Annotated in this window: 19 protein-coding genes; 14 read left to right on the top strand and 5 right to left on the bottom strand. The window is 68.6% G+C overall.

From position 1 onward, the window contains the following. Positions 1-81: 81 nt before the first annotated feature. Both ACTVZP_RS04420 and ACTVZP_RS04415 read right to left on the bottom strand, forming a co-directional pair. Complete coding sequence (locus ACTVZP_RS04420; protein ID WP_443210871.1) at positions 82-702, bottom strand: MarC family protein; 621 nt, start codon at positions 700-702, stop codon at positions 82-84. 3 nt (positions 703-705) lie between these two features. Beyond that, positions 706-2553 (bottom strand): ABC-F family ATP-binding cassette domain-containing protein, encoded by a 1848-nt coding sequence (locus ACTVZP_RS04415; protein ID WP_443210900.1) that lies wholly within the window; start codon positions 2551-2553, stop codon positions 706-708. Positions 2554-2681: 128 nt separating this feature from the next. Between ACTVZP_RS04415 and ndk the strand changes: the two genes are divergently transcribed. Continuing rightward, complete coding sequence (ndk, locus tag ACTVZP_RS04410) at positions 2682-3104, top strand: nucleoside-diphosphate kinase (RefSeq protein ID WP_002720049.1); 423 nt, start codon at positions 2682-2684, stop codon at positions 3102-3104. Positions 3105-3313: 209 nt separating this feature from the next. Here ndk and ACTVZP_RS04405 read toward each other — a convergent pair whose 3' ends face one another. Together ACTVZP_RS04405 and ACTVZP_RS04400 are read right to left on the bottom strand one after the other, a co-directional pair. Continuing rightward, positions 3314-3445 carry a hypothetical protein gene (locus ACTVZP_RS04405; protein ID WP_443210870.1) on the bottom strand — a complete coding sequence of 44 codons (132 nt, stop codon included), beginning with the start codon at positions 3443-3445 and terminating at the stop codon, positions 3314-3316. 518 nt (positions 3446-3963) lie between these two features. Then, positions 3964-4164 (bottom strand): heavy-metal-associated domain-containing protein, encoded by a 201-nt coding sequence (locus ACTVZP_RS04400; protein WP_443210869.1) that lies wholly within the window; start codon positions 4162-4164, stop codon positions 3964-3966. Positions 4165-4304: 140 nt separating this feature from the next. On the opposite strand from ACTVZP_RS04400, the gene ACTVZP_RS04395 reads away from it, so the two are divergent. Next, the gene (locus ACTVZP_RS04395; protein WP_443210868.1) at positions 4305-6746 is read left to right on the top strand and encodes a heavy metal translocating P-type ATPase; all 2442 of its coding nucleotides are present in this window, start codon (positions 4305-4307) and stop codon (positions 6744-6746) included. Between the two features lie 22 nt (positions 6747-6768). Further along, positions 6769-7185, top strand: coding sequence for a Cu(I)-responsive transcriptional regulator (cueR, locus tag ACTVZP_RS04390; protein WP_443210867.1), 417 nt, complete (start codon positions 6769-6771; stop codon positions 7183-7185). A 109-nt stretch (positions 7186-7294) separates the two neighbouring features. Here the strand turns inward: cueR and ACTVZP_RS04385 are convergent, their stop codons facing one another. Continuing rightward, positions 7295-7729 carry an Rrf2 family transcriptional regulator gene (locus ACTVZP_RS04385; RefSeq protein ID WP_443210866.1) on the bottom strand — a complete coding sequence of 145 codons (435 nt, stop codon included), beginning with the start codon at positions 7727-7729 and terminating at the stop codon, positions 7295-7297. Positions 7730-8241: 512 nt separating this feature from the next. Here ACTVZP_RS04385 and ACTVZP_RS04380 point away from each other — a divergent pair. From ACTVZP_RS04380 to ACTVZP_RS04330, 11 genes are all read left to right on the top strand, one after another. Next, the gene (locus tag ACTVZP_RS04380; protein WP_443210865.1) at positions 8242-10647 is read left to right on the top strand and encodes a glycogen/starch/alpha-glucan phosphorylase; all 2406 of its coding nucleotides are present in this window, start codon (positions 8242-8244) and stop codon (positions 10645-10647) included. Positions 10648-10660: 13 nt separating this feature from the next. Next, on the top strand, positions 10661-12838 hold the full coding sequence (gene glgB, locus ACTVZP_RS04375) for a 1,4-alpha-glucan branching protein GlgB (protein WP_443210864.1): 2178 nt from the start codon (positions 10661-10663) through the stop codon (positions 12836-12838). 75 nt (positions 12839-12913) lie between these two features. Continuing rightward, positions 12914-14185: a glucose-1-phosphate adenylyltransferase gene (glgC, locus tag ACTVZP_RS04370; RefSeq protein ID WP_443210863.1), complete on the top strand. Its 1272-nt coding sequence runs from the start codon at positions 12914-12916 to the stop codon at positions 14183-14185. A 105-nt stretch (positions 14186-14290) separates the two neighbouring features. Next, on the top strand, positions 14291-15745 hold the full coding sequence (gene glgA / locus ACTVZP_RS04365; RefSeq protein ID WP_443210862.1) for a glycogen synthase GlgA: 1455 nt from the start codon (positions 14291-14293) through the stop codon (positions 15743-15745). Next, positions 15742-17856 (top strand): glycogen debranching protein GlgX, encoded by a 2115-nt coding sequence (gene glgX, locus ACTVZP_RS04360; protein WP_443210861.1) that lies wholly within the window; start codon positions 15742-15744, stop codon positions 17854-17856. Before glgA ends, glgX begins: the two co-directional genes overlap by 4 nt. Next, on the top strand, positions 17853-19487 hold the full coding sequence (locus tag ACTVZP_RS04355) for an alpha-D-glucose phosphate-specific phosphoglucomutase (RefSeq protein ID WP_443210860.1): 1635 nt from the start codon (positions 17853-17855) through the stop codon (positions 19485-19487). Before glgX ends, ACTVZP_RS04355 begins: the two co-directional genes overlap by 4 nt. 187 nt (positions 19488-19674) lie before the next feature. After that, complete coding sequence (locus ACTVZP_RS04350) at positions 19675-20355, top strand: response regulator transcription factor (RefSeq protein WP_443210859.1); 681 nt, start codon at positions 19675-19677, stop codon at positions 20353-20355. A 153-nt stretch (positions 20356-20508) separates the two neighbouring features. Further along, on the top strand, positions 20509-21699 hold the full coding sequence (locus tag ACTVZP_RS04345; RefSeq protein ID WP_443210858.1) for an FIST N-terminal domain-containing protein: 1191 nt from the start codon (positions 20509-20511) through the stop codon (positions 21697-21699). Next, a complete protein-coding gene (locus ACTVZP_RS04340) occupies positions 21696-23897 on the top strand; it encodes a PAS-domain containing protein (RefSeq protein ID WP_443210857.1) in 2202 nt (733 codons plus the stop codon). The genes ACTVZP_RS04345 and ACTVZP_RS04340 overlap by 4 nt, the downstream gene beginning before the upstream one ends. 191 nt (positions 23898-24088) lie before the next feature. Continuing rightward, positions 24089-24619 (top strand): CoxG family protein, encoded by a 531-nt coding sequence (locus ACTVZP_RS04335; protein WP_443210856.1) that lies wholly within the window; start codon positions 24089-24091, stop codon positions 24617-24619. 28 nt (positions 24620-24647) lie between these two features. Next, a complete protein-coding gene (locus ACTVZP_RS04330; RefSeq protein ID WP_002720035.1) occupies positions 24648-25130 on the top strand; it encodes a (2Fe-2S)-binding protein in 483 nt (160 codons plus the stop codon). The last annotated feature ends 1 nt before the right edge of the window (position 25131 follow it).

Below are 25131 nucleotides of genomic sequence, written 5' to 3'. Positions count from 1 at the left end.
GATCTGTGGTGGGACGAGCCTCGGCGCGCGCCGGCGCCGGCCTTTTGCTCGCTGGAAGGTTTCGGGTTCCGGGTGCCGGCGTCAGTCCAAGAGGCCAGAGCCGCGGATGCCGTCGATCACGAACTGGACCGAGAGCGCGGCGAGCAGCATTCCCAGAAGCCGGGTGATCACGAGCGTCCCCGTGCGGCCCAGCAGCTTCTCGAGCGGTCCGGCGACGAGGAAGAGCAGAAAGGCGGAGCCCACCGTGACCAGCATGACGACATGCACCGCCAGCACCTCGTGCCAGCCCTCGGCCGAGCCCACGAGGAGGATCATCGAGGCGATCGCGCCCGGACCCGCGATGAGAGGGATCGCGAGCGGGAAGACAGAGGGATCGTGGTCGTGCTCGGCCGCGGTCTGGCCCTCGCGGCGCTGGGTGCGGCGCTCGAAGAGCATGTCGAGCGCGGTCAGGAACAGGAGGATCCCGCCCGCGATGCGGAAGGCCGGCATCGAGATGCCGATGAAGCCCAGCACCGCCTCGCCGAGCAGCCCGAAGACGGTGAGGATGCAAATCGCGATCAGGCAGGCCCGCACGCCGATCGCGCGGCGCTGTTCGCGCGTCATGCCGGCGGTCAGCGCCATGAAGAGCGGCACGAGACCGAGCGGGTCCACGACCACGAAGAGCGTGGCGAAGGCGGTGACGAGGAAACCCATCTCGATCATGGCTCAGCCCGCGGCCTCCAGCCGTTCCTGCGCATCGAGCCAGAGGGCTTCGGCCCTGTCCAGGCCCTCCATCACCTCGGCGTATTTCTTCTGCCAGGTCTCCATTTCGCCCAGTCGCTCGGGCTCGTAGAGCGCGGGATCGGCGAGCTTGGTCGCGAGCTTGTCGCGCATCCCGTTCAGCTTCTCGAGCCGCTCCTCGCAGCGGCGCACCTCGGCGCGCAGCGCGAGCTTCTCCTCGCGGCTTGCGGCCTTCGGCGCGGGCTTCTCGGCTTTCTTCTCGGGCGGCGGCTCGTCGCCCGCCAGAAGCTGGCGACGGTAGGCCTCGAGATCTTCGGTGAAGGGAGCGACCGCGCCGCCCTTCACGAGCCACAGCCGGTCGGCCACGAGTCCCAGCAGGTGCATGTCGTGGCTGACGAGGACCACCGCGCCGGAATATTCCGTCAGCGCCTCGACCAGCGCCTCGCGGCTTTCCATGTCAAGGTGGTTGGTGGGCTCGTCGAGGATCAGCAGGTGCGGCGCATCGATGGTGGCGAGGAGCAGCGAGAGCCGCGCCTTCTGCCCGCCCGAAAGCCGCCCCACGGCGGTCTCGGCCTGATCGGCCATCAGCCCGAAGCCGGCAAGGCGGGCGCGCAGCCGCGGCTGGCCCTCGTCGGGGCGGAGGCGCATCACATGCTGGAGCGGCGTCTCTTCGATGTGGAGTTCGTCCACCTGATGCTGGGCGAAATAGCCGATGCGCAGCTTCGAGGAGCTGACCATCCGCCCCTCCTGCGCCGCCAGCTTGCCGGCGAGCAGCTTCGAGAGCGTGGACTTGCCCTCGCCATTGCGGCCGAGAAGCGCGATCCGGTCGTCCTGGTCGATGCGCAGGCTCAGGCGGCGGAGCACCGGGGGGCCGTCATAGCCGACCGAGACGCCCTCCATCGTGATGATGGGCGGGGACAGCTCCTCGGGCCTGGGGAAGGTGAAGACCTGCCGCTTCGCCTCTTCGGGGGGCGTGATCGGCGTCATCTTCTCGAGCATCTTCACCCGGCTCTGGGCCTGCACGGCCTTCGAGGCCTTGGCCTTGAAGCGGTCGACGAAGCTCTGCAGGTGGGCGCGGCGCGCCTCCTGTTTCTTGGCCTCGGCGGCCTGCACCGCGCGCTTCTCGGCCATCTGGCGGGCGAACTGGTCGTAGGGGCCGGTCCAGTAGGTGAGTTTCTTCTGGTCGAGATGCAGGATGCCCTGCACCGCACGGTTCAAGAGCCCGCGGTCGTGCGAGATGATGAGCACGGTGTGCGGATATTTCTGCAGGTAGCTCTCGAGCCAGAGCGCGCCTTCGAGGTCGAGGTAGTTGGTGGGCTCGTCGAGGAGGAGCAGGTCCGGCTGGGCGAAGAGCACGCCCGCCAGCGCCACCCGCATCCGCCAGCCGCCCGAAAAGTCCGAGCAGGGCCGCAGCTGCGCCTCGGCGTCGAAGCCCAGTCCCTTCAGGATCGACGAGGCGCGGCCCTCGGCCGACCAGGCGTCGATGTCGGCCAGCCGGTGCTGGATATCGGCGATCCGGTGCGGATCGGTGGCGGTCTCGGCTTCGGCCATCAAGGCGGCGCGCTCGGTGTCGGCGGCCAGCACGGTGTCGAGGAGCGAGGTCGAGGACGACGGCACCTCCTGCGCCACGCCGCCGATGCGCGAGCGGGCGGGCAGGGCGATCTCGCCGCCTTCCAGCGCAAGTTCGCCCCGGATCAGGCGGAAGAGCGTGGTCTTGCCGGACCCGTTGCGGCCGACGAGTCCGACCTTGTGGCCGGTCGGAATGGTGGCGGATGCGCCAGCCAGAAGCGGCCGGCCTTCGACCGAATAGGAGATGTCCGAGATGCGCAGCATGGCCCGGGTGATGGACCGGGCGGGGCGGGCTGTCAACGGCGGCGGCTCGCGCCTTTGCCCCTTTTGTCGCGGGGGTGCCCATGCTAAGGGCCGCGCGCAGAGTTTCACCCCTTTCGAGGAGAGCCTCCATGGCCATCGAACGCACCCTTTCGATCATCAAGCCCGACGCCACCCGCCGCAACCTGACCGGCAAGATCAACGCCAAGTTCGAGGAAGCGGGCCTGCGCATCGTGGCGCAGAAGCGCATCCACCTGTCGCTCGCCCAGGCGCAGAAGTTCTACGGCGTCCACAAGGACCGCCCGTTCTTCGGCGAACTGACCGAGTTCATGGCGTCCGAGCCGGTGGTCGTGCAGGTGCTGGAAGGCGAGGGCGCGATTGCGAAGAACCGCGAAGTCATGGGCGCGACCAACCCGGCAAATGCCGATGCGGGCACCATCCGCAAGGAATTCGCCCTGTCGGTCGGCGAGAACTCGGTTCACGGCTCGGACGCCCCGGAAACCGCGGCCGAAGAGATCGCCTTCTTCTTCTCGGGCCTCGAACTGGTCGGCTGAGCCGGCACCAGCTGCCGGTCTGCCCGGCGGAAGACAGGGTGGCGCGAGGGGTCGGATGCTCCCCGCGCTGCCCGGACGGACGGCCCACGTGAGCCCGTGTTGTGCGCACTATTCCGGGATCGCCACCTTGTCGCAGGATCCGCCCTGTCGTCCCAACGGAAAAGGCCGGCGTCTCCGCCGGCCTTTTCCGTTCAAGTCGCCTCCCGGCCTCAGATCGAGGCCCAGTCCTTGAAGACCGGCCGCGCGGGCTCGGGTTGGCGAACGGTTTCGGCACCGCCCATCTGCGGCGACGCGGGCACGCTGCCCTGCTGCGGCTGATTGGACGAGGCTTCCTGTGTCATTGGTCTGCTCCGGTTATGGTTCAGGTTACTGGTCTACAACGCTGTGCCCCGGCCGGCGGTTCATCGCGCTCCCGAAGGCCGATGGCGTCAACATGACACATTCACCTTCGTCTATGCCTGTGTCGCGAGTCGGGCAAGAGCATTGTATGCCAGCGAATACCGAATTTGCCCAATGATGCGTCACTTTTGTCACGCAGTGCCACACTGCAGTCCCAAAAGGGAAAATCCGGGGTCGAGGAGCGGCACGTAAACTCGCCCTGAAGGCGATTCGGGCAACTTCAGCCGGTGAGCCTGCGGCTCAGGCTGCCTATCGCAGCGACGGGAACAGGACCATCGCCGATGTCGGAAATGTGAAGACGAAGCCGCGCGGATCAACGGCTTCGGCGACCGCTCCGGGCAAGCCGCGGCTCACCTCCCGGTGGCTCCACGCGGCGGTTGCTCGACGACAGTCGCCGCCGCTCCAGCCGCCCGTCATGCGGCCGACGTGACCAGTCGGAACCGGCGCGCCCGGAGCCGCCTCAGCGCACCACGGTCGCGGGGAACCCGATCGAGTCCAGCGCCGAAAGCAGCATTCCTTCAGGGGTCGAGCCTTCGACCTCGGCCGTTCGTGCTTCCTGATCGAAGCGGATCGCCTCGAAGCCCGGCAGCGGCGCGAGGGCTCCCTCGATCGAGGCGCGGCAGTGGCCGCAGGACATGTCGGGGATGGACAGTCTGGTCATGCGAATCTCCTGTTTCCGCCGAAGAAGGGGCATCCGGCAGGGGGAAGGTCAAGCCGACCGGAGCGGCAGGCAGAATCTCTGCATGGCCCCTTGACCTTCCAGTCGTGGGAAGCCCCATCTTGTTCGCGAAGGAGACTGCCATGACCATTCAACAGCCGCTGACCGTCGGCCTCCGCAGCCTGCGCCTGCACCCGGAAGGCATGAGTTGCGCTTCCTGCGTGGCGCGTGTCGAGCGCGTGCTTCTGGCCGTGCCGGGGGTGGCCGAGGCGCGGGTGAGCCTCGCGGACGAGACCGCCGAGATCCGATATGCCGAACCCGCGACGCCGGCGGGCCTGGCCGATGTGCTGGGACGCGCGGGCTATCCGGCGCGGCAGGAACGGCTGGCCCTTTCGGTGGAGGGGATGACCTGCGCCTCCTGCACCGGCCGGGTCGAGCGGGTGCTGAAGGCGCAGCCCGGCGTGGTCGAGGCGAGTGCGAACCTCGCGAACCGGCGGGCCCAGGTGACGCTGTGGGAGGGCGCTGCGACGGCGGCGGCCCTCGCACAGGCGGTGACGCGGGCGGGCTTCGCGGCCGCGCCGCTTCAGGCCGAGACGCCCGACCGGCGGGCCGAGGACCTGCGGGCCCTGCGCCGCGACGCCTGGATCGCGGCGCTGCTGGCATTGCCGGTCTTCCTCGTCGAGATGGGCGGGCATCTGATCCCGGCGTTCCATCACTGGATCGCGGGCACCATCGGCACCCAGACCTCGTGGATCGCGCAGTTCCTGCTCACGAGCCTCGTCCTGGCCGGCCCGGGCCGGCGCTTCTTCGCGAAGGGCGTGCCGGCGCTGATGCGGGGGGCGCCCGACATGAACAGCCTCGTGGCGGTCGGCACCTTCGCGGCCTGGGCTTTCTCGACTGTCGCCACCTTTGCGCCGGCACTGCTGCCCGAGGGCTCGCGGGCGGTCTATTTCGAGGCCGCCTCGGTCATCGTGGTGCTGATCCTCGTGGGACGGCTGATGGAGGCGCGGGCGCGCGGACAGGCGGGCGCGGCCATTGCGGGGCTCATCCGCCTCCAGCCGCGCACCGCGCGGGTGACCCGCGACGGGGCCGAGACCGAGGTGCCGATCGAGAGCATCTCGCCCGGCACCATCCTGCACATCCGCCCCGGCGAGCGCATCCCGCTCGATGGCGTGGTCGTGGCGGGCGAGAGCGCCGTCGACGAGAGCATGCTGACCGGCGAGGCGCTTCCCGTGGCCAAGGCCGAGGGCGACGAGGTCACCGGCGGCACGGTGAACGGCACCGGCGCGCTCCGGATGCGGGCGGTGCGGGTGGGCGCGGACACGGTGCTCGCGCGGATCGTCGCCATGGTCGAGGAGGCGCAGGGGGCAAAGCTGCCGGTGCAGGCGCTGGTGGACCGCATCACGCTGCGCTTCGTGCCGGCGGTCATGGCGGTGGCGGCGCTGACGGTGCTGGTCTGGCTCGTGCTCGGGCCGGGCCTCGGCGAGGCGCTGGTGGCGGGGGTGGCCGTTCTCATCATCGCCTGCCCCTGCGCCATGGGCCTCGCCACGCCGGTCTCGATCATGGTGGGCACGGGCCGCGCGGCCGAACTCGGCATCCTCTTCCGCAAGGGCGAGGCGCTGCAGCGGCTGGCCGAGATCGAGCGCGTGGGCTTCGACAAGACCGGCACGCTGACCGAGGGGCGGCCGCAGGTGACGGATGTGATCCCCGCGGCCAACGTCCCGCGCGAGGAGGTGCTGCGGCTTGCCGCCGCCGTCGAGGCTCCGTCCGAGCATCCGCTGGCCGGTGCGATCCTGAGGGCGGCCGAGGGGCTGGAGCCGTTCGCCGCAGAGGGTTTCGCCGCCCGGCCGGGTCACGGCGCGCGCGCCCTGATCGGGGGCGAGGAGGTGAGGGTCGGAAGCCTGCGGATGATGGAGGGCGTGGATCCGGGACCGCTCGCGGCGGAAGCGGAGCGGCTGGAAGCGGCCGGCCGCACGCCGGTTTGGATCGCGCGCGGCGACCGGATCGCCGGGCTGATCGGCGTGGCCGACCGGGTGAAACCCACGGCCGGCGCCGCAGTGGCTGAGCTCGGCCGGATGGGGCTGCCCTCGGCGATGGTGACGGGCGACGCGCCCGGCGTCGCGCGCGCCATCGGGCAGGAACTGGGGATCTCGGACATCCACGCGGGCATCCTGCCGGGCGGCAAGGTCGAGGCGGTGGCGAAGATGGGCCGCGCCGCCTTCGTCGGCGACGGGATCAACGACGCGCCCGCCCTGGCCGCGGCAGACGTGGGCATCGCGATCGGAACCGGGACCGACGTGGCGATCGAGGCGGCGGATGTGGTGCTCATGTCGGGCGATCCGCTGGGCGTGGCGAATGCCGTGGCCCTCAGCCGCCGGACGATGCGCAACATCCGCCAGAACCTCGCCTGGGCCTTCGGCTACAACGTGGCGCTCATCCCGGTGGCGGCGGGTGCGCTGGTGCCCTTCGGCGGCCCGCAACTCTCGCCGATGCTCGCGGCGGGAGCGATGGCCTTCTCGTCGGTCTTCGTGCTGACGAATGCGCTCCGCCTGCGCCGCGCCCCTGCGGTCACGAGCCGCGCCTGAGACTGGAAGGAGGGACTGGCAGATGAACATCAAGGATGCCGCCGCCCGCTCGGGCCTGCCCGCCAAGACCATCCGCTACTACGAGGAGATCGGCCTCGTCCGCCCGCTGCGCGACGCGAACGGCTACCGCCGCTTCCGCGAGCGCGACCTGCACAAGCTGGGATTCCTCGGACGCGCTCGGTCGCTCGGCTTCTCCATCGAGGAATGCCGCACGCTGCTCGCGCTCTGGGAGGATCGCGGCCGGGCCAGTGCGGATGTGAAGCGGCTGGCGGAGCGGCACCTCGGTCAGATCGCGGCCAAGATCGACGAGCTCAAGGCTATGCAGGCCACGCTCGCCCATCTCGTCTCGGCCTGTGCGGGCGATGACCGGCCCGATTGTCCGATCCTCGAGGGGCTGTCGGCGGGCTCCGGGTGCTGCGCCTCGGAAGGGGCGGAGTGACGGCTTTGCAAACTCGCAGCCGGTTGGCCGGCGGATGAACGGATGCGCCCCGCGCAGCCACGGACATCTGAGGAAATGACCTCGCCGGGAAGGCGGAAGGCCGATTGGCTCAGGCGACCTTCAGCAGTTCCTCGAGCTCCGTGTTCTCCTGCACCATGTCTCGCAACGAGAGCTTGTCGAGCGAGCCATAGAAGGCCGAAAGCGCGTCGTTCAGCGCACACTTGAGCCGGCAGGAGGGCGTGAGCGGGCACTTGTTCTCCTTCTTCGAGAAGCACTCGGTGAAGGGGAGGTTTGATTCGAAGGTGCGGAAGACGTCGCCGACCACGATCTTCTCGGCCGGGCGCCCGAGTGCCAGTCCGCCGCAGCGCCCGCGCACCGTCCGCAGGAACCCCTTCTGGGCCAGGCCGTGGATGACCTGTGCGAGGTGGTTCTCGGAAGCATTGCAGGCGGCCGCCACCTCCGCCTTGCGCACCACGCGGCCCTCGTTGATCGCGCAGAACATGAGAGTTCTCATGGCCAGATTGGTACGGGTGGTCAGTCGCATTGACGCTGCCTCTCAAGGTTGGCGCCGCGAATCCCCACCGAATTCGGGCCTGCGGCGCCGGCATGATCCCGATCAGAGGGCTTCAAGTGGAGAGGAAATGTGATATCCGGCACAAGCAATTTGTCGCAGCCCCTTCTCCGGGCGCCTTTTTCACAGGCCGGGGGGATGATGCTGCACAAGAAGGCGGCATTCCCGCCGGCCCCTGCGTGCGAGGCAGGCGCCGGCGACGGCTGCCACGTAAAAAATAATGTCGGGATGTATCATTTGATGTGAGCACTTGTCCACCGCGCGAACAAGTGCCACCTTGGCGAAACTCTTGCGCAGGTTGCGTAAAATGGAACCGCCTTCCTGCGAGCCCTCGCGGAAAGGGTCGCGCGCCTCCGCTGAAAGGCGCAGAATAGTCGGTATCCGCCTTGCCGATGTCGGATAGCCGCGCTTGACCCGGGCCCGGGCTCGCGGCAAGTGAAGCCGGACCACCGCGCTCCGAGACCCCGGACCCCTTGCTACGGACCATGCCCGTGAATGATCAGAGCCTGACCCCGAACGTCCTGAAGACCGATGTGCTGCGCCACCTTACCTTCACGCTGGGCAAGGATGCTCCGCATGCGAGCCTCTACGACTGGCGGATGGCGCTGTCCTATGCGATCCGCGACAGGATCATGGAGCCCTGGTTCGCCTCGACCCGCCAGACGTGGGAGCAGGACCGCAAGCGGGTCTACTACCTGTCGATGGAATTCCTGATCGGACGCATCCTCGAGGATGCCACGATCAACCTCGGCCTGCACGAGATGGCCGAGCGGACGATGGCCGAGCTGGGGCAGGACTTCAAGGCGATCGTCGGCGACGAGCCCGACGCGGCGCTGGGGAACGGCGGCCTCGGTCGCCTTGCCGCCTGCTTCATGGAATCGATGGCCACGCTCGGCTGCCCGGCCTACGGCTACGGCATCCGCTACGAGCACGGACTGTTCCGCCAGCGGTTCGAGGCCGGCCAGCAGGTGGAGACGCCCGAGGACTGGCTGACCCAGCGCAACCCGTGGGAATTCGACCGGCCCGAGGCCACCTACATCGTGGGCTTCAAGGGCCATGTCGAGACGCGCGACGGCCGCGAGCATTGGGTTCCGGGCGAGACGGTGAAGGCCTCGGCCCATGACACCCCGGTGGTGGGCTGGCAGGGTCGCTGGGCCAATACGCTGCGGCTCTGGGGAGCGGAGCCGACGACGCTCTTCGATCTCGAACGCTTCAACCGGGGCGACTACACCGCCGCCGCCGAGCCCGAGACGCTGGCCCGCACGCTGAGCCGCGTGCTCTATCCCGACGACACGACCTATCAGGGCAAGGAACTGCGCCTGAAGCAGGAGTTCTTCCTGACCTCGGCCGCCCTGCAGGACATCATCCGCCGCTTCCGCACCGTGCATGGCGACCTGCGCGCGCTGGCCAAGCATGTCGCCATCCAGATGAACGACACGCATCCGGCCATCGCCGGACCCGAACTCATCCGGCTCATGGTGGACGAGAACGGCATTCCGTTCGAGGAGGCGCTGCCCATCGCGCAGGAATGCCTCGGCTATACCAACCACACGCTTCTGCCCGAGGCGCTGGAACGGTGGGCGACCTTCACCTTCGGCAACGTCCTGCCGCGCCACATGCAGATCGTGGAACGCATCGACGGCTGGCACCGCCGCAACTTCCCCGCGCGGCCGCATTACGTCGGCATCGTCAAGCACCACGAGGTGCGGATGGGCGAGTTGGCCTTCATCATGTCGCACAAGGTCAACGGCGTCTCGGCGCTGCACACGGATCTCGTGAAGGCCAATCTCTTCCCTGAACTGAACCGCCTGCACCCTGAACGGATCATCAACCAGACCAACGGCGTCACGCCGCGGCGCTGGCTGAAGATGGCGAATGCGCCGCTGTCGCGGCTCATCGGCGAGTCGATCGGCGAGGGCTGGGAGGACGATCTCGACCGCCTGAAGGGGCTAGAGCCGCATGTGAAGGACCAGACCTTCCTCGGCGCCTTCGATGCCGCGAAGCGGCAGAACAAGGTGGCGCTCTCGAACTGGATCGGGACGGAGTGCGGGGTGAAGGTCAGCCCGGACGCGCTTTTCGACGTGCAGGTGAAGCGCATACACGAATACAAGCGCCAGCTTCTGAACATCCTCGAGACCATCGCGCGCTGGCAGGCGATCCGCGCCAATCCGACGGCGGGCTGGGTGCCGCGGGTGAAGATCTTCGGCGGCAAGTCCGCGCCGGGCTATGCGGTCGCCAAGGAGATCATCCACCTCATCAACGACGTGGGCGCGGTCATCAACTCTGACCCGGTGGTGGGCGACCTGCTGAAGGTCGTCTATCCGGCCAATTACAACGTCTCGATGGCCGAGCGCCTGGTGCCGGCGGCGGATCTCAGCGAACAGATCTCGACGGCGGGCAAGGAAGCCTCGGGCACCGGCAACATGAAGTTCATGATCAACGGCGCGCCGACCATCGGCACGCTCGACGGCGCCAACGTCGAGATCCTGCAGGAGGTGGGCGCCGACAACTTCTTCCTGTTCGGCCTGACCGCCGAGGAGGTGATGAAGCGCCGCGAGGATCCCGACCACGCGCGCAAGGCCATCGAGGCAAGTCAGGTCATGCAGAACGTGCTGCAGGCCATCGCCGAAGGGCAGTTCAGCCCCTCGCAGCCCGACCGCTACCATGGCCTCGTGCATCGCGTCTGGCACCACGACTACTTCCTCGTGGCTTCGGACTTCGACGCCTATATCGCCGCTCAGGCCGAGGTCGATGCGGCCTACAAGGACCGGCGGCGCTGGCTGACCATGGCTGCGCTCAATACGGCGCGCTCGGGCTTCTTCTCGTCCGACCGGACGATCCGTGGTTACATGAGGGACATCTGGGGCGTAGAATCTGCCCTGCAGCACTGATCCCGAGGAAGAAATGCCCAAGGCCCCTGAGACGCTTGTCGACCCCGCCGTCGCACAGGCCATCGTCGAGGGGGCGCATGGCGATCCCTTCTCGGTCCTCGGCCTGCACCGGCGGGGCGGCGGCCATGTGCTGACGGCCTTCGTGCCGGGCGCGGAGAGGCTTGCCGTTCTGGCCTCGCGCGAGATCGAGGCGGCGCCGGTCGAGGGCTTCCCCGGCCTGTTCGCCGTGGCGATGCAGCCTGAACCCTACCGTCTGCGCGCCACGGGGCAGGGTGCCGTGTGGGAGTTCGAGGACCCGTTCCGTTTCGGCCCCGTGCTGGGCGAGATGGACGAATACCTGCTCGGCGAAGGGACGCACCGGCGCCTCTGGCGGGTGCTGGGCGCGCATCCCATCCGGCACGAGGGCGTCGAGGGCACGCATTTCGCCCTCTGGGCGCCGAATGCCGAACGCGTCTCGGTCGTGGGCGACTTCAACATCTGGGACGGCCGGCGTCATCCCATGCGTCGCCGCGGCCCGACGGGCGTCTGGGAGATCTTCCTGCCGGGCGTGGGCGAGGGCGCGGCCTACAAGTTCGAGATCCGCGGGCCGGGCGGGCATCTGCTGCCGCTGAAGGCCGATCCCGTGGGCTTCGGATCCGAGCATCCGCCGCGGACGGCCTCGGTCGTGCGGGCGCTGGGATCTGCGGACTGGCGCGATGGCGACTGGATGGCCGGGCGCGCAAGCCGGCATTCGGTCGATGCGCCGATCTCGATCTACGAGGTGCATCTCGGCAGCTGGAAGCGGGCGGAGGGCGGGCGGATGCTCTCCTACACCGAGCTGGCCCGCGATCTCGTGGACTACGCCGCCGACATGGGCTTCACGCATCTCGAACTGATGCCGGTGTCCGAGCATCCGTTCGACGGCTCCTGGGGCTACCAGCCGGTCGGGCTCTTCGCGCCCACGATCAGGCACGGCACGCCGCAGGAGTTCCGGGCACTCGTGGACGCCGCGCACCAGAAGGGCCTCGGCGTGCTGATCGACTGGGTGCCGGGCCACTTCCCGACCGACCCGCACGGGCTCGGCCGCTTCGACGGCACGGCCCTCTACGAGCACGCCGACCCGCGCGAGGGTTTCCACCAGGACTGGAACACGCTGATCTACAACTTCGGCCGGACGGAGGTCGCGAATTTCCTCACGTCCAACGCACTCTACTGGCTCGAGGAATACCATCTCGACGGGCTGAGGGTGGATGCGGTGGCCTCGATGCTCTACCGCGACTACTCGCGGAAGGCGGGCGAGTGGGTGCCGAACAAGGACGGCGGGCGCGAGAATCACGAGGCGATCGCGCTGCTGCGGCGGATGAACGAGACGGTCTACGCCGAGGATCCGGGCGTGATGACGGTGGCCGAGGAAAGCACGGCCTTTCCGGGCGTCTCGCGCCCCGTCCACCACGGCGGGCTCGGCTTCGGGTTCAAGTGGAACATGGGCTGGATGAACGACACGCTGGACTACATGCACCTCGACCCGGTGCACCGGCGGCATCACCATCACCAGATGACCTTCAGCCTGCACTATGCCTGGTCCGAGAACTACATCCTGCCGATCAGCCACGACGAGGTAGTGCACGGCAAGGGCTCGATGATCGCCAAGATGCCGGGCGAGGGTGCGGAGAAATTCGCGAACCTTCGGGCCTATTACGGCTACATGTGGACCCATCCGGGCAAGAAGCTGCTGTTCATGGGCTGCGAGTTCGCGCAGGGCCGCGAGTGGAACCACGGCGCATCGCTCGACTGGCACCACCTCGAGCATCCCCTGCACCGGGGCGTGCAGACCCTCGTGCGCGACCTGAACCGCCTCTACCGCGAAACGCCGGCGCTGCACCGCAACGATGCACGGCCGGAAGGCTTCGTCTGGCTGGAAGCGAATGACGCGGATCACTCGGTCTACGCCTTCGTCCGCCGCGGTCGGGTCGATGAGCCGATGGTCGTGGCCGCGATGAACTTCACCCCCATCGAACGGAGGATGCGCATCGGCCTTCCGGCGGAGGGGCACTGGGAGGAAGTCCTCAACACCGATGCGGAAATCTATGGGGGCGGGAACCGCGGCAACCTCGGCGGCGTCGTCTCCGAGCACGTGGGCTGGCACGGTCAGGAGCATTCGGCCCTTGTCACGCTCCCGCCGCTGTCTACGGTGATCCTCAGGCAGGGCTGACTTGCACAGCGGCGAGTCCGACCCGACCGGGGCAGAGATGGTGAGCGGGGCCAACCCGCGGTACGGGAGGACGGAATGAAGGCGCAACCCCCACTCAGGCTGACTGCGCAGGCCATGGCCTTCGTGCTCGCCGGCGGACGCGGCAGCCGACTGAAGGAGTTGACGGACAGACGCGCGAAGCCGGCCGTCTACTTCGGCGGCAAGGCGCGGATCATCGACTTCGCGCTGTCGAACGCGATGAATTCCGGCATCCGCAAGATGGCGATCGCCACGCAGTACAAGGCCCACAGCCTGATCCGGCACATCCAGCGCGGCTGGAACTTCTTCCGCGAGGAACGGAACGAATATCTCGACATCCTGCCGGCGAGCCAGCGCGTCGACGAGCACAAGTGGTACCTGGGAACCGCCGATGCCGTGACGCAGAACATCGACATCGTGGACAGCTACGACATCAAGTATGTCATCATCCTGGCCGGCGATCACGTCTACAAGATGGACTACGAGATCATGCTGCGCCAGCACTGCGAAACGGGGGCGGACGTCACGATCGGCTGCCTCACCGTGCCGCGGATGGAGGCCACGGCCTTCGGGGTGATGCATGTGGACAGGGATCTGCGCATCACCGACTTCCTCGAGAAGCCCGCCGATCCGCCGGGGATCCCCGGCGACGAGGGCAATGCGCTGGCCTCGATGGGGATCTATGTCTTCGACTGGGCCTTCCTGCGCGACCTGCTGATCCGCGATGCCGAGGATCCGAACTCGAGCCACGACTTCGGCCACGACCTGATCCCGGCCATCGTGAAGAACGGCAAGGCGATGGCACACCGTTTTTCGGACAGCTGCGTGATGACCGGCCTCGAGACCGAGCCATACTGGCGCGATGTGGGCACGATCGACGCGTTCTGGCAGGCCAACATCGACCTGACTGCCTTCACTCCCAAGCTCGACCTCTATGACCGCGAGTGGCCGATCTGGACCTATTCGCAGATCGTGCCTCCGGCCAAGTTCGTGCACGACGACGACGGACGGCGCGGGCTGGCGATCTCCTCGCTGGTCTCGGGCGACTGCATCGTCTCGGGCAGCGAGATCCGCAATTCGCTGCTGTTCACCGGCTGCCGCACGCACAGCTATTCCAGCCTGCAGCGCGTGGTGGCGCTGCCTCAGGTCACGGTGAGCCGGAAGGCGGACCTGAGGGACTGCGTGCTTGACCGGGGCGTGGTGATCCCGGAGGGGCTGGTGATCGGGCAGGATCCGGCGGAAGACGAGCGCTGGTTCCGCCGGTCGGAGAATGGCATCGTGCTCGTGACGCAGGACATGCTGGACGCACGGGCAAGATCGCTCGGCTGAGGGTCGGGCGGGGGCTTCGCGCCCCCGCACCCCCGCGGGATATTTGGACGAGAATGAAGCACGCGGGCGGGCCGGCAGCGGACCCGCCCGCGTCACGGGAAGCGGATGAAGGACGAGGACAGGATGGAGACGGCGCGCGGACGGGTGTTGTCGGTGGCTTCCGAATGCGTGCCGCTGCTGAAGACCGGGGGGCTGGCCGATGTGGTGGGCGCACTTCCCGGCGCACTCGCGGCGGAAGGCTGGGAAATGCGGGTTCTGATGCCTTGCTACCGACCGCTGAAGTGGCGGCTCGAAGGGATGGAGCAGGTCTTCTTCGAGGAGGATCTCTTCGGTGGCCCGGGCCGGGTCATGGCGGGCGAGGTGTCGGGGCGGAAGATGCTGCTTCTCGACGCGCCGCATCTCTTCGACCGCGAGGGCGGGCCCTATGCCGGCCCGTGGGGAGACTGGGGCGACAATGCACAGCGCTTTGCCGCGCTGTCGTGGATCGGGGCGCGGATCGCGCGCGAGGGTCTGTCGGACGGCTGGCGGCCCGAGGTGCTCCATGCCCACGACTGGCAGGCAGGCTTCGCGCCGGCCTATCTCGCCTACTGGGGCAGCGGCGGAGTGCGCTCGGTCCTGACCGTGCACAACATCGCCTTTCAGGGCTGGGCGCCGGCGGCGCTTCTGCCCGCGTTGCGTCTGCCGTCCAGCGAGTTCCACCCGGCGGCGCTCGAATACTACGGCGGGCTTTCGTCGCTGAAGGCGGGGCTCGTGACGGCGGACCACATCACCACGGTTTCGCCGACCTATGCCTGCGAACTGATGCGGCCCGAGTTCGGCATGGGACTGCAGGGCGTGATCGCCGCGCGGGCGAGGGCGTTGAGCGGGATCCTGAACGGTGTGGACACAGACATCTGGTCGCCCGAGGCCGAGGAGCGGCCCTACAGCGCGCGGAGCCTGAAGGCCAAGGCCGAGAACCGCGCCGTGCTCTCGGGCGCCTTCAAGCTCGACGTGCCGGGACCGCTCGCGATCCTGGTGAGCCGGCTGACCTATCAGAAGGGGATCGACCTGATCCCCGAGGTGCTGCCCGACTTCATCGCGGCAGGTGGCGGACTTGCGGTGCTCGGCACCGGCGACTCGGCGCTCGAGACGGCGATGCGCGAGCTGGAGGTGCGGTTCCCCGGCCGCGTGGGCGTGCGGATCGGCTATGACGAGGGCTTGTCGCATCTGATGTTCGCCGGGGGCGACGCGGTGCTGGTGCCCTCGCGCTTCGAGCCCTGCGGGCTCACGCAGATGTACGGGCTGCGCTACGGTGCGATCCCGGTGGTGGCGCTGACCGGCGGGCTCGCCGACACGATCATCAACGCCAATCCGGCGGCGATGTCCGCGGGCTGCGCGACCGGGCTGACCTTCCACCCGACCGAGCCACCGGCCTTCGCCGAGGCGCTCAGGCGGCTGATCCATCTGCATGCCGATCACCATGCCTGGGAGAAGGTCCAGAAGAACGCGATGCGCCATCCGGTCGGCTGGCAGACCTCGGCTGCGGCCTATGCCGCGCTCTACCGCGAGCTTGTGGCGTGACAGCCGCGCCGCAGCCCTTCGGGCTGCCGGGGCTCGCCACTGCGCCCGGCCGGCCCTGGCCGCTCGGCGCGAGTTTCGACGGCGAGGGGGTGAATTTCGCGCTCTTCTCCGCCAATGCCGAGAAGGTGGAACTCTGCCTCTTCGCGCCGGACGGCCGGCGCGAGGTCACGCGGCTGCCGCTCACCGAGCGGGACGGGGACGTCTGGCACCTGAAGGTGAACGGCCTGCTGCCCGGCCAGCTCTACGGCTACCGCGTCCACGGCCCCTATCAGCCCGAGCAGGGCCATCGCTTCAACCCCAACAAGCTCCTGATCGATCCCTACGCCCGCAAGCTCGAGGGGCGCCTGCGCTGGTCGGATGCGGTGATGGGCTACAAGGTGGGCAGCCCGCGGTCGGACCTGTCCTTCGACAGCCGCGACAGCGCCTTCGCCGTGCCGAAGTCGGTCGTGGTCGGGCACAATTTCAACTGGGGGCCCGATGCGCCGCCCGAGCGGCCGCTGACCGAAACGCTGATCTACGAGGCCCATGTGAAGGGGCTGACCATGCTTCATCCCGGCGTCGAGGAGGGGCTGCGGGGCACCTTCCTCGGCCTCGCCTCGGACGCGGTGATCGAGCATCTGCTGCGGCTGGGCGTGACGGCGGTGGAATTGCTGCCGGTGCAGGCCTTTCTCGACGACCGCTTCCTCGTGAACCGGGGGCTCTCGAACTACTGGGGCTATCAGACCCTGGGCTTCTTCGCCCCCGACCCGCGTTATCTCGCCAAGGGCGCGCTGTGGGAATTCGCGGCCATGGTGCGCCGCTTCCATGCGGCCGGGCTCGAGGTGATCCTCGACGTGGTCTACAACCACACGGGCGAGAGCGACGAGCTGGGGCCCACGCTGTCGTTCCGCGGCATCGACAACCGCAGCTACTACCGGCTGACCGAGGGCGGGCGGCGTTATACGAACCTCACCGGCACCGGAAACACGCTGGACCTGTCGCATCCGATGGTGTTGCGGATGGTGATGGATTCGCTCCGCTACTGGGTCGAGGTCATGCATGTCGACGGCTTCCGCTTCGACCTCGCCTCGACCCTCGGGCGCGAGGAGGACGGGTTCGACGAACAGGGCGCCTTCTTCGACGCGATCCGGCAGGATCCGGTGCTGACGCGCGTGAAGCTGATCGCCGAGCCCTGGGATCTCGGACCCGGCGGCTACCGGCTGGGAGGCTTCCCGCATCCCTTCCTCGAATGGAACGACAAGTTCCGCGACGACCTGCGCCGCTTCTGGCGGGGCGAGGGCGGGATGACGGGCGACTTGGCGCGAAGGCTGCTGGGTTCGGCCGAGCGCTTCGACCACCACTCGCGCGCGGCGACCAGCTCGGTCAATTTCCTGACCGCGCATGACGGCTTCACGCTGCTCGACCTCACGAGCTACGCGCGCAAGCACAACGAGGCCAATGGCGAGGACAACCGCGACGGCCACGACGACAATCACTCTGACAACATGGGGCTCGAGGGGCCGACCACCGATCCCGCGATCCTCGCGGCGCGCGCCCTCAGGCGGCGCAACATGCTGGCCACGCTGTTCCTGTCGCAGGGAACGCCCATGCTGCTCGGCGGGGACGAGATCGGGAACTCGCAGGGCGGCAACAACAACGCCTATGCGCAGGACAATCCGATCGGTTGGGTGAACTGGGACCGCCCCGACGAGGCGATGACGGCCTTCGTCGAGCGGATCTCGGCGCTCAGGCGGAGCCTGCCTGTCCTGCGGCAGAAGGGCTTCCTGCACGGCAGGTCGCGCCCTTCGGACGGGTTGCCGGACGTGATCTGGCGGCTGCCCGACGGTCGAGCGCCCGGTCCGCAGGATTGGCATGCAGCCTCGGTGCGCTGCCTCTGCGTCGAGATGCGGATGGATGCGGACCGGCCCGATGCGGGCGAGAGCCCGGTGCTGGCCGTCTTCAATGCGGGCGAGGCCGTGCCGCTGGCGCTGCCGCCCGTGCCGGGGGGGTGGAGGCTCGTGCTGGACACGACACGACCCGAGGCGCCCTCCGAACCTGCGGGCCCGGGGCTTGAAGCCCCGGCCCGTTCCGTGCTGGTCTTCGTGCCGGCGCCAACTGGAGAGACTGGATGACCGTCAAGACCGTTCCGACCACGCCCATTGCCGGCCAGAAGCCCGGCACCTCGGGCCTGCGCAAGAAGACGCCCGTCTTCATGCGCCCGCACTACCTCGAGAATTTCGTCCAGTCGATCTTCGACGCCATCGGCGGGGCGGCCGGCAAGACCTTCGTGCTGGGCGGCGACGGGCGCTACTTCAACGACCGCGCGGCGCAGGTCATCCTGCGGATGGCCGCCGCCAACGGCGCCGCGAAGGTGATCGTCGGGCAGGGCGCGATCCTGTCCACCCCCGCCGCCTCGAACCTGATCCGGCTCAGGGGCACGGACGGCGGGATCATCATGTCGGCGAGCCACAACCCGGGCGGCCCCGAAGAGGACTTCGGCGTCAAGTTCAACACGCCGAACGGCGGACCCGCGCCGGAATCAGTGACCGAGGCGATCTTCGCAGCCACGGAAAGGATTTCCGAATACCGGATCCTCGAGACGCAGGACGTGGATCTTTCCGTGATCGGCCCGACGCGGCTCGGCGACATGCCGGTCGAGGTGGTGGACCCCGTGGCCGACTACGCCGCGCTTATGGAAAAGCTTTTCGACTTTGATGCCATCCGGGCGATGTTTGCCGGCGGCTTCGCCATGCGCTTTGACGCCATGTGCGCGGTGACCGGCCCCTACGCGACCGAGATCCTCGAGAACCGGCTCGGCGCCGCACCGGGGACGGTGGTGAACGGCACGCCGCTGCCGGACTTTGGCGGCATGCACCCGGACCCGAACCCGACCTGGGCCAAGGCGCTGATGGACGAGATGTTCGGCCCCGAGGCGCCCGATTTCGGAGCGGCCTCGGATGGCGACGGGGACCGGAACATGGTCGTGGGACGCGGGATCTACGTCTCGCCCTCCGACAGCCTCGCGGTGCTGGCGGCGAATGCGCATCTGGCGCCGGGCTATGCGGCGGGCCTCAAGGGGGTCGCGCGGTCCATGCCGACCTCGGCCGCGGCCGACCGGGTGGCCGAGTTCCTCGGCATCGAGCATTTCGAGACCCCGACCGGCTGGAAGTTCTTCGGCAACCTGCTCGATGCCGGACGCGCTACGATCTGCGGCGAGGAGAGCTTCGGCACCGGCTCGGACCATGTGCGCGAGAAGGACGGGCTCTGGGCCGTGCTCCTGTGGCTGAACATCCTCGCGGTGCGGAAGGAAAGCGTGCGCGAGATCCTCGAGGCGCACTGGCGGCAGTTCGGTCGGAACTACTACTCTCGCCACGACTTCGAGGCGATCGAGACCGCGAAGGCCGACGCCATGATGGAGGAGTTGCGCGACAAGCTCGGCGGCCTCACCGGCGTGGCCTTCAACGGGCATCTCAAGGTAGCCGAGGCCGATGATTTCGCCTATACCGACCCGGTGGACGGCTCGGTCAGCCGCAGGCAGGGCGTGCGGATCCTCTTCCAGGACGGCAGCCGGATCGTGATGCGCCTGTCGGGCACCGGGACCGAGGGCGCGACGCTCCGCCTCTATCTCGAACGCTACGCACCCGGTCCGGAGGGGCTGGACCTCGACCCGCAGGAGGCGCTGGCGCCGGTGATCGGAGCCGCCCACGAGATCGCCGGGATCGAGCGCCACACCGGACGCCGCGAGCCGGACGTGATCACCTGACGGAGGAGGTGGGGCGGGACCGGCAGGACGAAGGACGGACTGTCGTTCACCACGCCACGGACCGGCCGTCGGCTGGTCCGTGGCGTGGTGGCAGCCGGCCCGCCGGGTGGGCCGTGGCTCCGACCTTTGGCCGGGTTATCGGGCCGGGGGGATATGCTAGCCTCATGGAAAGACGTATGGGACTGCCATGACCGAACCAACTCGCCCGCTCCAGTCCGCGTTGATCATCGACGATCATCCCCTGTTCTGCGATGCGCTCACCATGACATTGAAGGCCGTGGCGGGGCTCACGCATATCGAATCCGCCGACCGGCTCGAGACGGCACTGGCGCGGCTCGACCTGCAGCCGGCGTTCGACGTGGTGGTGCTCGACCTCAACCTGCCGGATGTGAACGGCCTCGACGGGTTGATCCGGCTGAAGGCGAGCCTCGGTGCGGTGCCGGTGGTGGTGGTCTCGTCGCTGGCCGACAACAGGGTGATCGGCGCGGCGCTGAAGGCTGGCGCGGCGGGTTTCGTCCCGAAGCATTCCCGTCGCGAGGTGTTCCGCGCCGCCTTCGACGCGATCCGGGACGGGCGCAGCTATGTGCCCGAAGGCTTCACGCCCCATTCTCCCGGTGCGCCTGCCAGCCAGCGCGAAGAGGCCATCGCACGGCTCTCGCTGCTCACGCGGCAGCAGGCGAAGATCCTGCAGCTTATCTGCGAGGGCCGGCTGAACAAGCAGATCGCCTATGACCTGACCATCGCCGAGACGACGGTGAAGGCCCATGTGACGGCGATCATGCGCAAGCTCGGGGTGCAGAGCCGGACGCAGGCGGTGCTGATGGTGCAGGAAGCGAGCTTCGCGAGCCTCATGCCGGAGAATTCCTGAGGCTTCCGCCTGGCAGGGGCGGCGAAACGCGGCCTGCCGCAGGATGACGCGCAGAGGCGGCGGGCGTGGCCTGAGATACAAGCCCGACGGCTCCCGCGCAGTCGCTTGCCAGATGCCGAGGCCGCGGATTAGGTTCGGCGCGGGAGGACGGCCATGGATGCACGGCGCGAGCTGGCGGTCGCGGACGGGCGGGGCTGCATGGCCTCCGCGCTTGTCCCGAGTGCGCATGTTTCCGGAGACACGCCGGAGGCGGCCCGGCATCTTGCCGAGGCCCTGGGCGAGGGGCCCTTCGCGCTCGTGATCCTCTTCGTCACGCCCGAGGCCGACGTGGCGGCCCTGGCGTGCGGGGTAGAGGGTGCCTTTCCCGGTATGCCTGTGATCGGCTGCACCACGGCGGGCGAGATCGGAGCGGCAGGATACACCGAGGGCGAGATCGTCGCGGTGGGGCTTCCTGCCCGTCACTTCCGCGCCCGTCCGGTGGTCATCGAGCAGCTTGCCCGGCTCGACCGCGAGGCCCTGATCGGCCGGCTCATCCGCGAGCGCGACGCGCTCGGGCGCGACCTTTCCGACCGGGGGCCCGGCTGGGGGAACGAGTTCGCCTTCCTGATGGTGGACGGGCTTTCCACGCGCGAGGACGAGCTTGCCTCGGCACTGGCGGCGGGCCTCGGGCCGGTGCCGCTCTTCGGGGGCTCGGCCGCGGATGGCGTGCGCTTTCGCGAAACCTTCGTGATCCACGGCGGCGAGGTGCTGCGCGATGCGGCTGTCCTCGCGCTGGTGCGGACCGACTGCCGGGTGAAGGTGTTCAACCTCGACCACTTCCTGCCGACCGATCAGCGGATGGTGGTCACGGAGGCGGATCCGGCCCGCAGGATCGTGCGACGGATCAATGCCGCGCCCGCGGCACAGGAATATGCGCGGCTTCTGGGAAAGGATCCGGACCAGCTCGACAGCTTCACCTTCGCCGCCCATCCTGTCGTGGTGCGGATCGGCGGCAAGCACCACGTCCGGGCCATCCGCGAGGTCGCGCCGAACGGCGATCTGGTGTTCTTCTCGGCCATCGACGAGGGGCTGGTCCTGACGCTCGCGGAGCCGTGCGACCTCGTGGGGCATCTGGCGGAAGAACTCGCCGCGCTGGGGCGCGAGGCGCCGCCTTCGGCCATCATCGCCTGCGACTGCGTGCTGCGCCGGATGGAGGCGCTCGACAGCCAGGCGATCGGCGCGGTCTCGGGGCTTCTGCGACAGCATCGGGTCGTGGGCTTCTCGACCTATGGCGAGCAGCTCAACGGGATGCATGTGAACCAGACCATGACCGGTGTGGCGATCTATCCGCCGGAGGAGCCATGAGCTTCGCCCTGATCGACCCGACCGATCCGCCCGAGCGACAGCGCGACAAGCTGCTCGAGATCGTGCGCGCGCTGATGGCGCGGGTCGAGCGGATGACCGACGACGGGGGGGCGGCCTACGCCCAGTTCCAGCGCGCCGCCATGCTGGAGGATCAGGTGCGCGAACGCACCTCGGATCTCGAGCGGACGCTGGAACTGCTGAACCTGTCGAACGAGCAACTGGCCCATGCGACCCGGGCCGCCGAGGAGGCGCGCCAGAACCTCGCCAATGCCATCGAGACCGTGCAGGAAGGCTTCGCGCTCTTCGATGCCGACGACGTGCTGGTGTTGTGCAATTCGCGCTTCGGGATGCACATGCTCGACGTGCAGGAGCATCTGAAGCCGGGCCTGACCTTCGGTGGCTACATCGACCGGGTCAGCCGCTCGCGCTACCTCGCCCTTCCCGAGGCCGAGACGCCCGAAGACTGGGCCATCCGGCGCAAGCGGCGCCACCACGACCGGCACTCGATCTTCAATGTCCGGCTGATCTGGGACCGCTGGCTGCAGGTGTCCGAGCATCGGACGGCCGATGGCGGCACGGTGATCCTGCAGACCGACGTCACCGACCTGATCCGGCTCGAGCGGCTGGAACGCGGCAAGATGCTGGACGACCAGGCACGCGTGATCCGCGCCACGCTCGACCACATCAATCAGGGCGTCTGCATCTTCGATGCCGAGGGGCGCCTCGTCGGTTGGAACCAGCGGCTCGGCACGCTGCTCGCCATTCCGATGAACCGGTTCCGGCTGGGGGTCAGCTTCGGCTACCTGCTCGAGCGCTTCGCCCACGAGATCAGCTTCGGCGACGGCATGGATGCGGGCCAGCTCGAGGCCTGGGTGCAGGCCCGTCACGAGCGCGCACCGCTCTCGTTCGAGCTCAGGCGCCACGACGAACTGATCCTGGACGTCTTCGCGCAGGAGATGCCCGACCGCGGCTTCGTGATGAGCTTTACCGACGTCACCGCCGAGCGCGCCGCCATCGAGGCGCTCAGCCGGGCGAACGAAACACTCGAGGCGCGGGTGATGGAGCGGACGCTCGAGCTTGAGGATGCGCTGGGGCATGCCGAGCGGGCGAACGCCTCGCGGTCGCGCTTCGTGGCGGCGGCGAGCCACGACCTGCTGCAGCCGCTTTCGGCGGCCAAGCTCTTCATCGCGACCATCGGCGACGAGGCCGTGGCGCCCGAAAGCCGCGAGGCGCTGGCCAAGGCGCAGAAGGCGCTGGACTCGGTCGAAGGCATCCTCGGCGCGCTGCTCGACATCTCGAAGCTCGAGTCGGGGCGAGCGGCGGTGAGCATCCAGCCGGTGCGGCTTGACCGGCTGATGGCGCAGCTTTCGGACGAGTTCACGCCCATCGCCGAGGCGCGGGGCCTCGAGCTTACGGTCCTGCCGTCGAGCGCCGTGGTGTCGTCGGATCCGACCTACCTGAGGCGGATCCTGCAGAACCTGATCGGCAACGCGATCCGATACACGGTGAAGGGTCGAGTGCTGGTGGGCGCGCGGCTCTGTCGCGGGATGGTGCGCCTTGAGGTCTGGGACACGGGGCCAGGCATCGCCGAAGCCGACCAGGAGGCGATCTTCAAGGAGTTTCACCGGCTGAATGCACCTGCCTCGCCCGCAGAGGGGATGGGCCTCGGCCTCGCCATCGTCGAACGCGCCTGCGGGCTTCTCGGCCACCCGCTGGGCCTGCGCTCGGAGATCGGGCGCGGAACCTGCTTCATGGTGCAGGTCCCGCGGGCCGACAGTGCGGCGGTCCCTGTCCCGCCCCCGGCGGCGGAGGCGCGGGCGCAGGCCAAGGTCGCCGTGCAGGACAAGATCGCCTTCCTCGTGGAGAACGACGACGATCTGCGGCAGGCGATGGGCCTCCTCCTTGAGAAATGGGGCGTGAGCGTGCTCGATGCACCCTCGGGCGAGGAGGCGCTGGAGCTGATCGAGGAGATCGGCATCCTGCCGGACTTCTTCCTCGTCGACCAGCAGCTCGGCGCCGGGATGACCGGGATCGACTTCATCTCCTCGATGCGCGAGAGGCACGGGCCGGTTCCCGCCTGCATCGTCACCGCGGCACGTCGCCCCGAAGTCGCCGCCCGCTGTGCGGAAGCCGGCATCCGGATCATCCAGAAGCCCATCGACGCGCGGGTGCTCGAGGAATTCCTCGGCGCACTCTGATCGGCCGGCGAAAGCCGCGCTGGCGTCCCCTCGTGCCCATCCATCGGGAGCAACTGCCGCCTGGGCCCGCGCCGGTCGAGAACCGCGAGCGCGTCCTCCCGGGGTGCCGGCCTCGTGCGTCACTACGACCAAGGTCACATAGCCGCACCGCCGAATTTGGCCCTACTCTTCCCGCAATGAGGGGGAACGCCATGCAGCTTACCGATCAGAGAACCATCGCCGCCGATCCGGACACGGTCTGGGCGGCCATCCTCGACCCGGAGGTGCTCAGGGCCTGCATTCCCGGATGCGAGAGCCTCTCCGGCAGCCCGTCCGAGGGCTACGAGGCCGTCGTCACGCAGAAGGTCGGCCCGGTGAAGGCGCGCTTCACCGGCCATGTGACGCTCTCGGACATCGTCGAGGGGCAGGCGCTCACGATCTCGGGCGAGGGCAAGGGCGGGGCTGCGGGCCATGCGCGCGGCTCGGCCAAGGTCGCGATGAGCCCCTCCGAGGGCGGCACGCTCCTGTCCTACGAGGTCGATGTCCATGTCGGCGGCAAGCTCGCGCAGCTTGGCAGCCGGATCATCGACGGCTTCTCGCGCAAGATGGCCGACCAGTTCTTCGAGCGGTTCCAGACCGCCGTGGAAGGCCCCGCCGAGGACGAGCCCGAGGCCGTCGCGGTCGGCGCCGAGGGAGAGGCGCCCGCGAAGAAGGGCTGGTTCAAGCGCATGATCTCGCGCTGAGCCGAAGACCGTATCAGGGAGGGTATCGATGAAAGTCACGATGACCGTGAACGGCAGACCCATGTCCGCCGAGACCGAGGGGCGCACGCTCCTCTCCAGCTTCCTGCGGGACGGGCTGGGACTGACCGGCACCCATGTCGGCTGCGACACGACGCAATGCGGCGCCTGCACCGTTCATGTGGATGGCGAGCCGGTGAAGAGCTGCACCGTGCTGGCGCAGGACGTGGCCGGCAAGAGCGTGACGACGATCGAGGGGATGGCGAACAAGGACGGCTCGCTCTCGGTGATCCAGCAGGCGTTTCAGGATCATCACGGCCTCCAGTGCGGCTTCTGCACGCCGGGCATGGTGATGATCTCGGCGGCGCTGCTGAACGAGAAGCCGAACCCGACCGAGGAAGAGGTGCGCCACTACCTCAAGGGCAACATCTGCCGCTGCACGGGATACCACAACATCGTCAAGGCGGTCATGGCCGCCGCGGGTGCCGACAGCCGGAAGCTCGCCGCCGAATAAG

Source organism: Rhodobacter sp. NSM (genome assembly GCF_052244495.1).
Lineage (GTDB): Bacteria > Pseudomonadota > Alphaproteobacteria > Rhodobacterales > Rhodobacteraceae > Cereibacter_A.
The sequence above is the reverse complement of the archived record's forward strand: the minus strand, read 5'-3'. Positions and strand labels throughout refer to the sequence as shown.

What these genes read in the sequence shown, in the direction of transcription:
- ACTVZP_RS04420 (WP_443210871.1), bottom strand. Translation starts at nt 702, where the DNA reads ATGATCGAGATGGGTTTCCTCGTCACCGCCTTCGCCACGCTCTTCGTG.
- ACTVZP_RS04415 (WP_443210900.1), bottom strand. Translation starts at nt 2,553, where the DNA reads ATGCTGCGCATCTCGGACATCTCCTATTCGGTCGAAGGCCGGCCGCTT.
- ndk (WP_002720049.1), top strand. Translation starts at nt 2,682, where the DNA reads ATGGCCATCGAACGCACCCTTTCGATCATCAAGCCCGACGCCACCCGC.
- ACTVZP_RS04405 (WP_443210870.1), bottom strand. Translation starts at nt 3,445, where the DNA reads ATGACACAGGAAGCCTCGTCCAATCAGCCGCAGCAGGGCAGCGTGCCC.
- ACTVZP_RS04400 (WP_443210869.1), bottom strand. Translation starts at nt 4,164, where the DNA reads ATGACCAGACTGTCCATCCCCGACATGTCCTGCGGCCACTGCCGCGCC.
- ACTVZP_RS04395 (WP_443210868.1), top strand. Translation starts at nt 4,305, where the DNA reads ATGACCATTCAACAGCCGCTGACCGTCGGCCTCCGCAGCCTGCGCCTG.
- cueR (WP_443210867.1), top strand. Translation starts at nt 6,769, where the DNA reads ATGAACATCAAGGATGCCGCCGCCCGCTCGGGCCTGCCCGCCAAGACC.
- ACTVZP_RS04385 (WP_443210866.1), bottom strand. Translation starts at nt 7,729, where the DNA reads ATGCGACTGACCACCCGTACCAATCTGGCCATGAGAACTCTCATGTTC.
- ACTVZP_RS04380 (WP_443210865.1), top strand. Translation starts at nt 8,242, where the DNA reads ATGCCCGTGAATGATCAGAGCCTGACCCCGAACGTCCTGAAGACCGAT.
- glgB (WP_443210864.1), top strand. Translation starts at nt 10,661, where the DNA reads ATGCCCAAGGCCCCTGAGACGCTTGTCGACCCCGCCGTCGCACAGGCC.
- glgC (WP_443210863.1), top strand. Translation starts at nt 12,914, where the DNA reads ATGAAGGCGCAACCCCCACTCAGGCTGACTGCGCAGGCCATGGCCTTC.
- glgA (WP_443210862.1), top strand. Translation starts at nt 14,291, where the DNA reads ATGAAGGACGAGGACAGGATGGAGACGGCGCGCGGACGGGTGTTGTCG.
- ACTVZP_RS04355 (WP_443210860.1), top strand. Translation starts at nt 17,853, where the DNA reads ATGACCGTCAAGACCGTTCCGACCACGCCCATTGCCGGCCAGAAGCCC.
- ACTVZP_RS04350 (WP_443210859.1), top strand. Translation starts at nt 19,675, where the DNA reads ATGACCGAACCAACTCGCCCGCTCCAGTCCGCGTTGATCATCGACGAT.
- ACTVZP_RS04345 (WP_443210858.1), top strand. Translation starts at nt 20,509, where the DNA reads ATGGATGCACGGCGCGAGCTGGCGGTCGCGGACGGGCGGGGCTGCATG.
- ACTVZP_RS04340 (WP_443210857.1), top strand. Translation starts at nt 21,696, where the DNA reads ATGAGCTTCGCCCTGATCGACCCGACCGATCCGCCCGAGCGACAGCGC.
- ACTVZP_RS04335 (WP_443210856.1), top strand. Translation starts at nt 24,089, where the DNA reads ATGCAGCTTACCGATCAGAGAACCATCGCCGCCGATCCGGACACGGTC.
- ACTVZP_RS04330 (WP_002720035.1), top strand. Translation starts at nt 24,648, where the DNA reads ATGAAAGTCACGATGACCGTGAACGGCAGACCCATGTCCGCCGAGACC.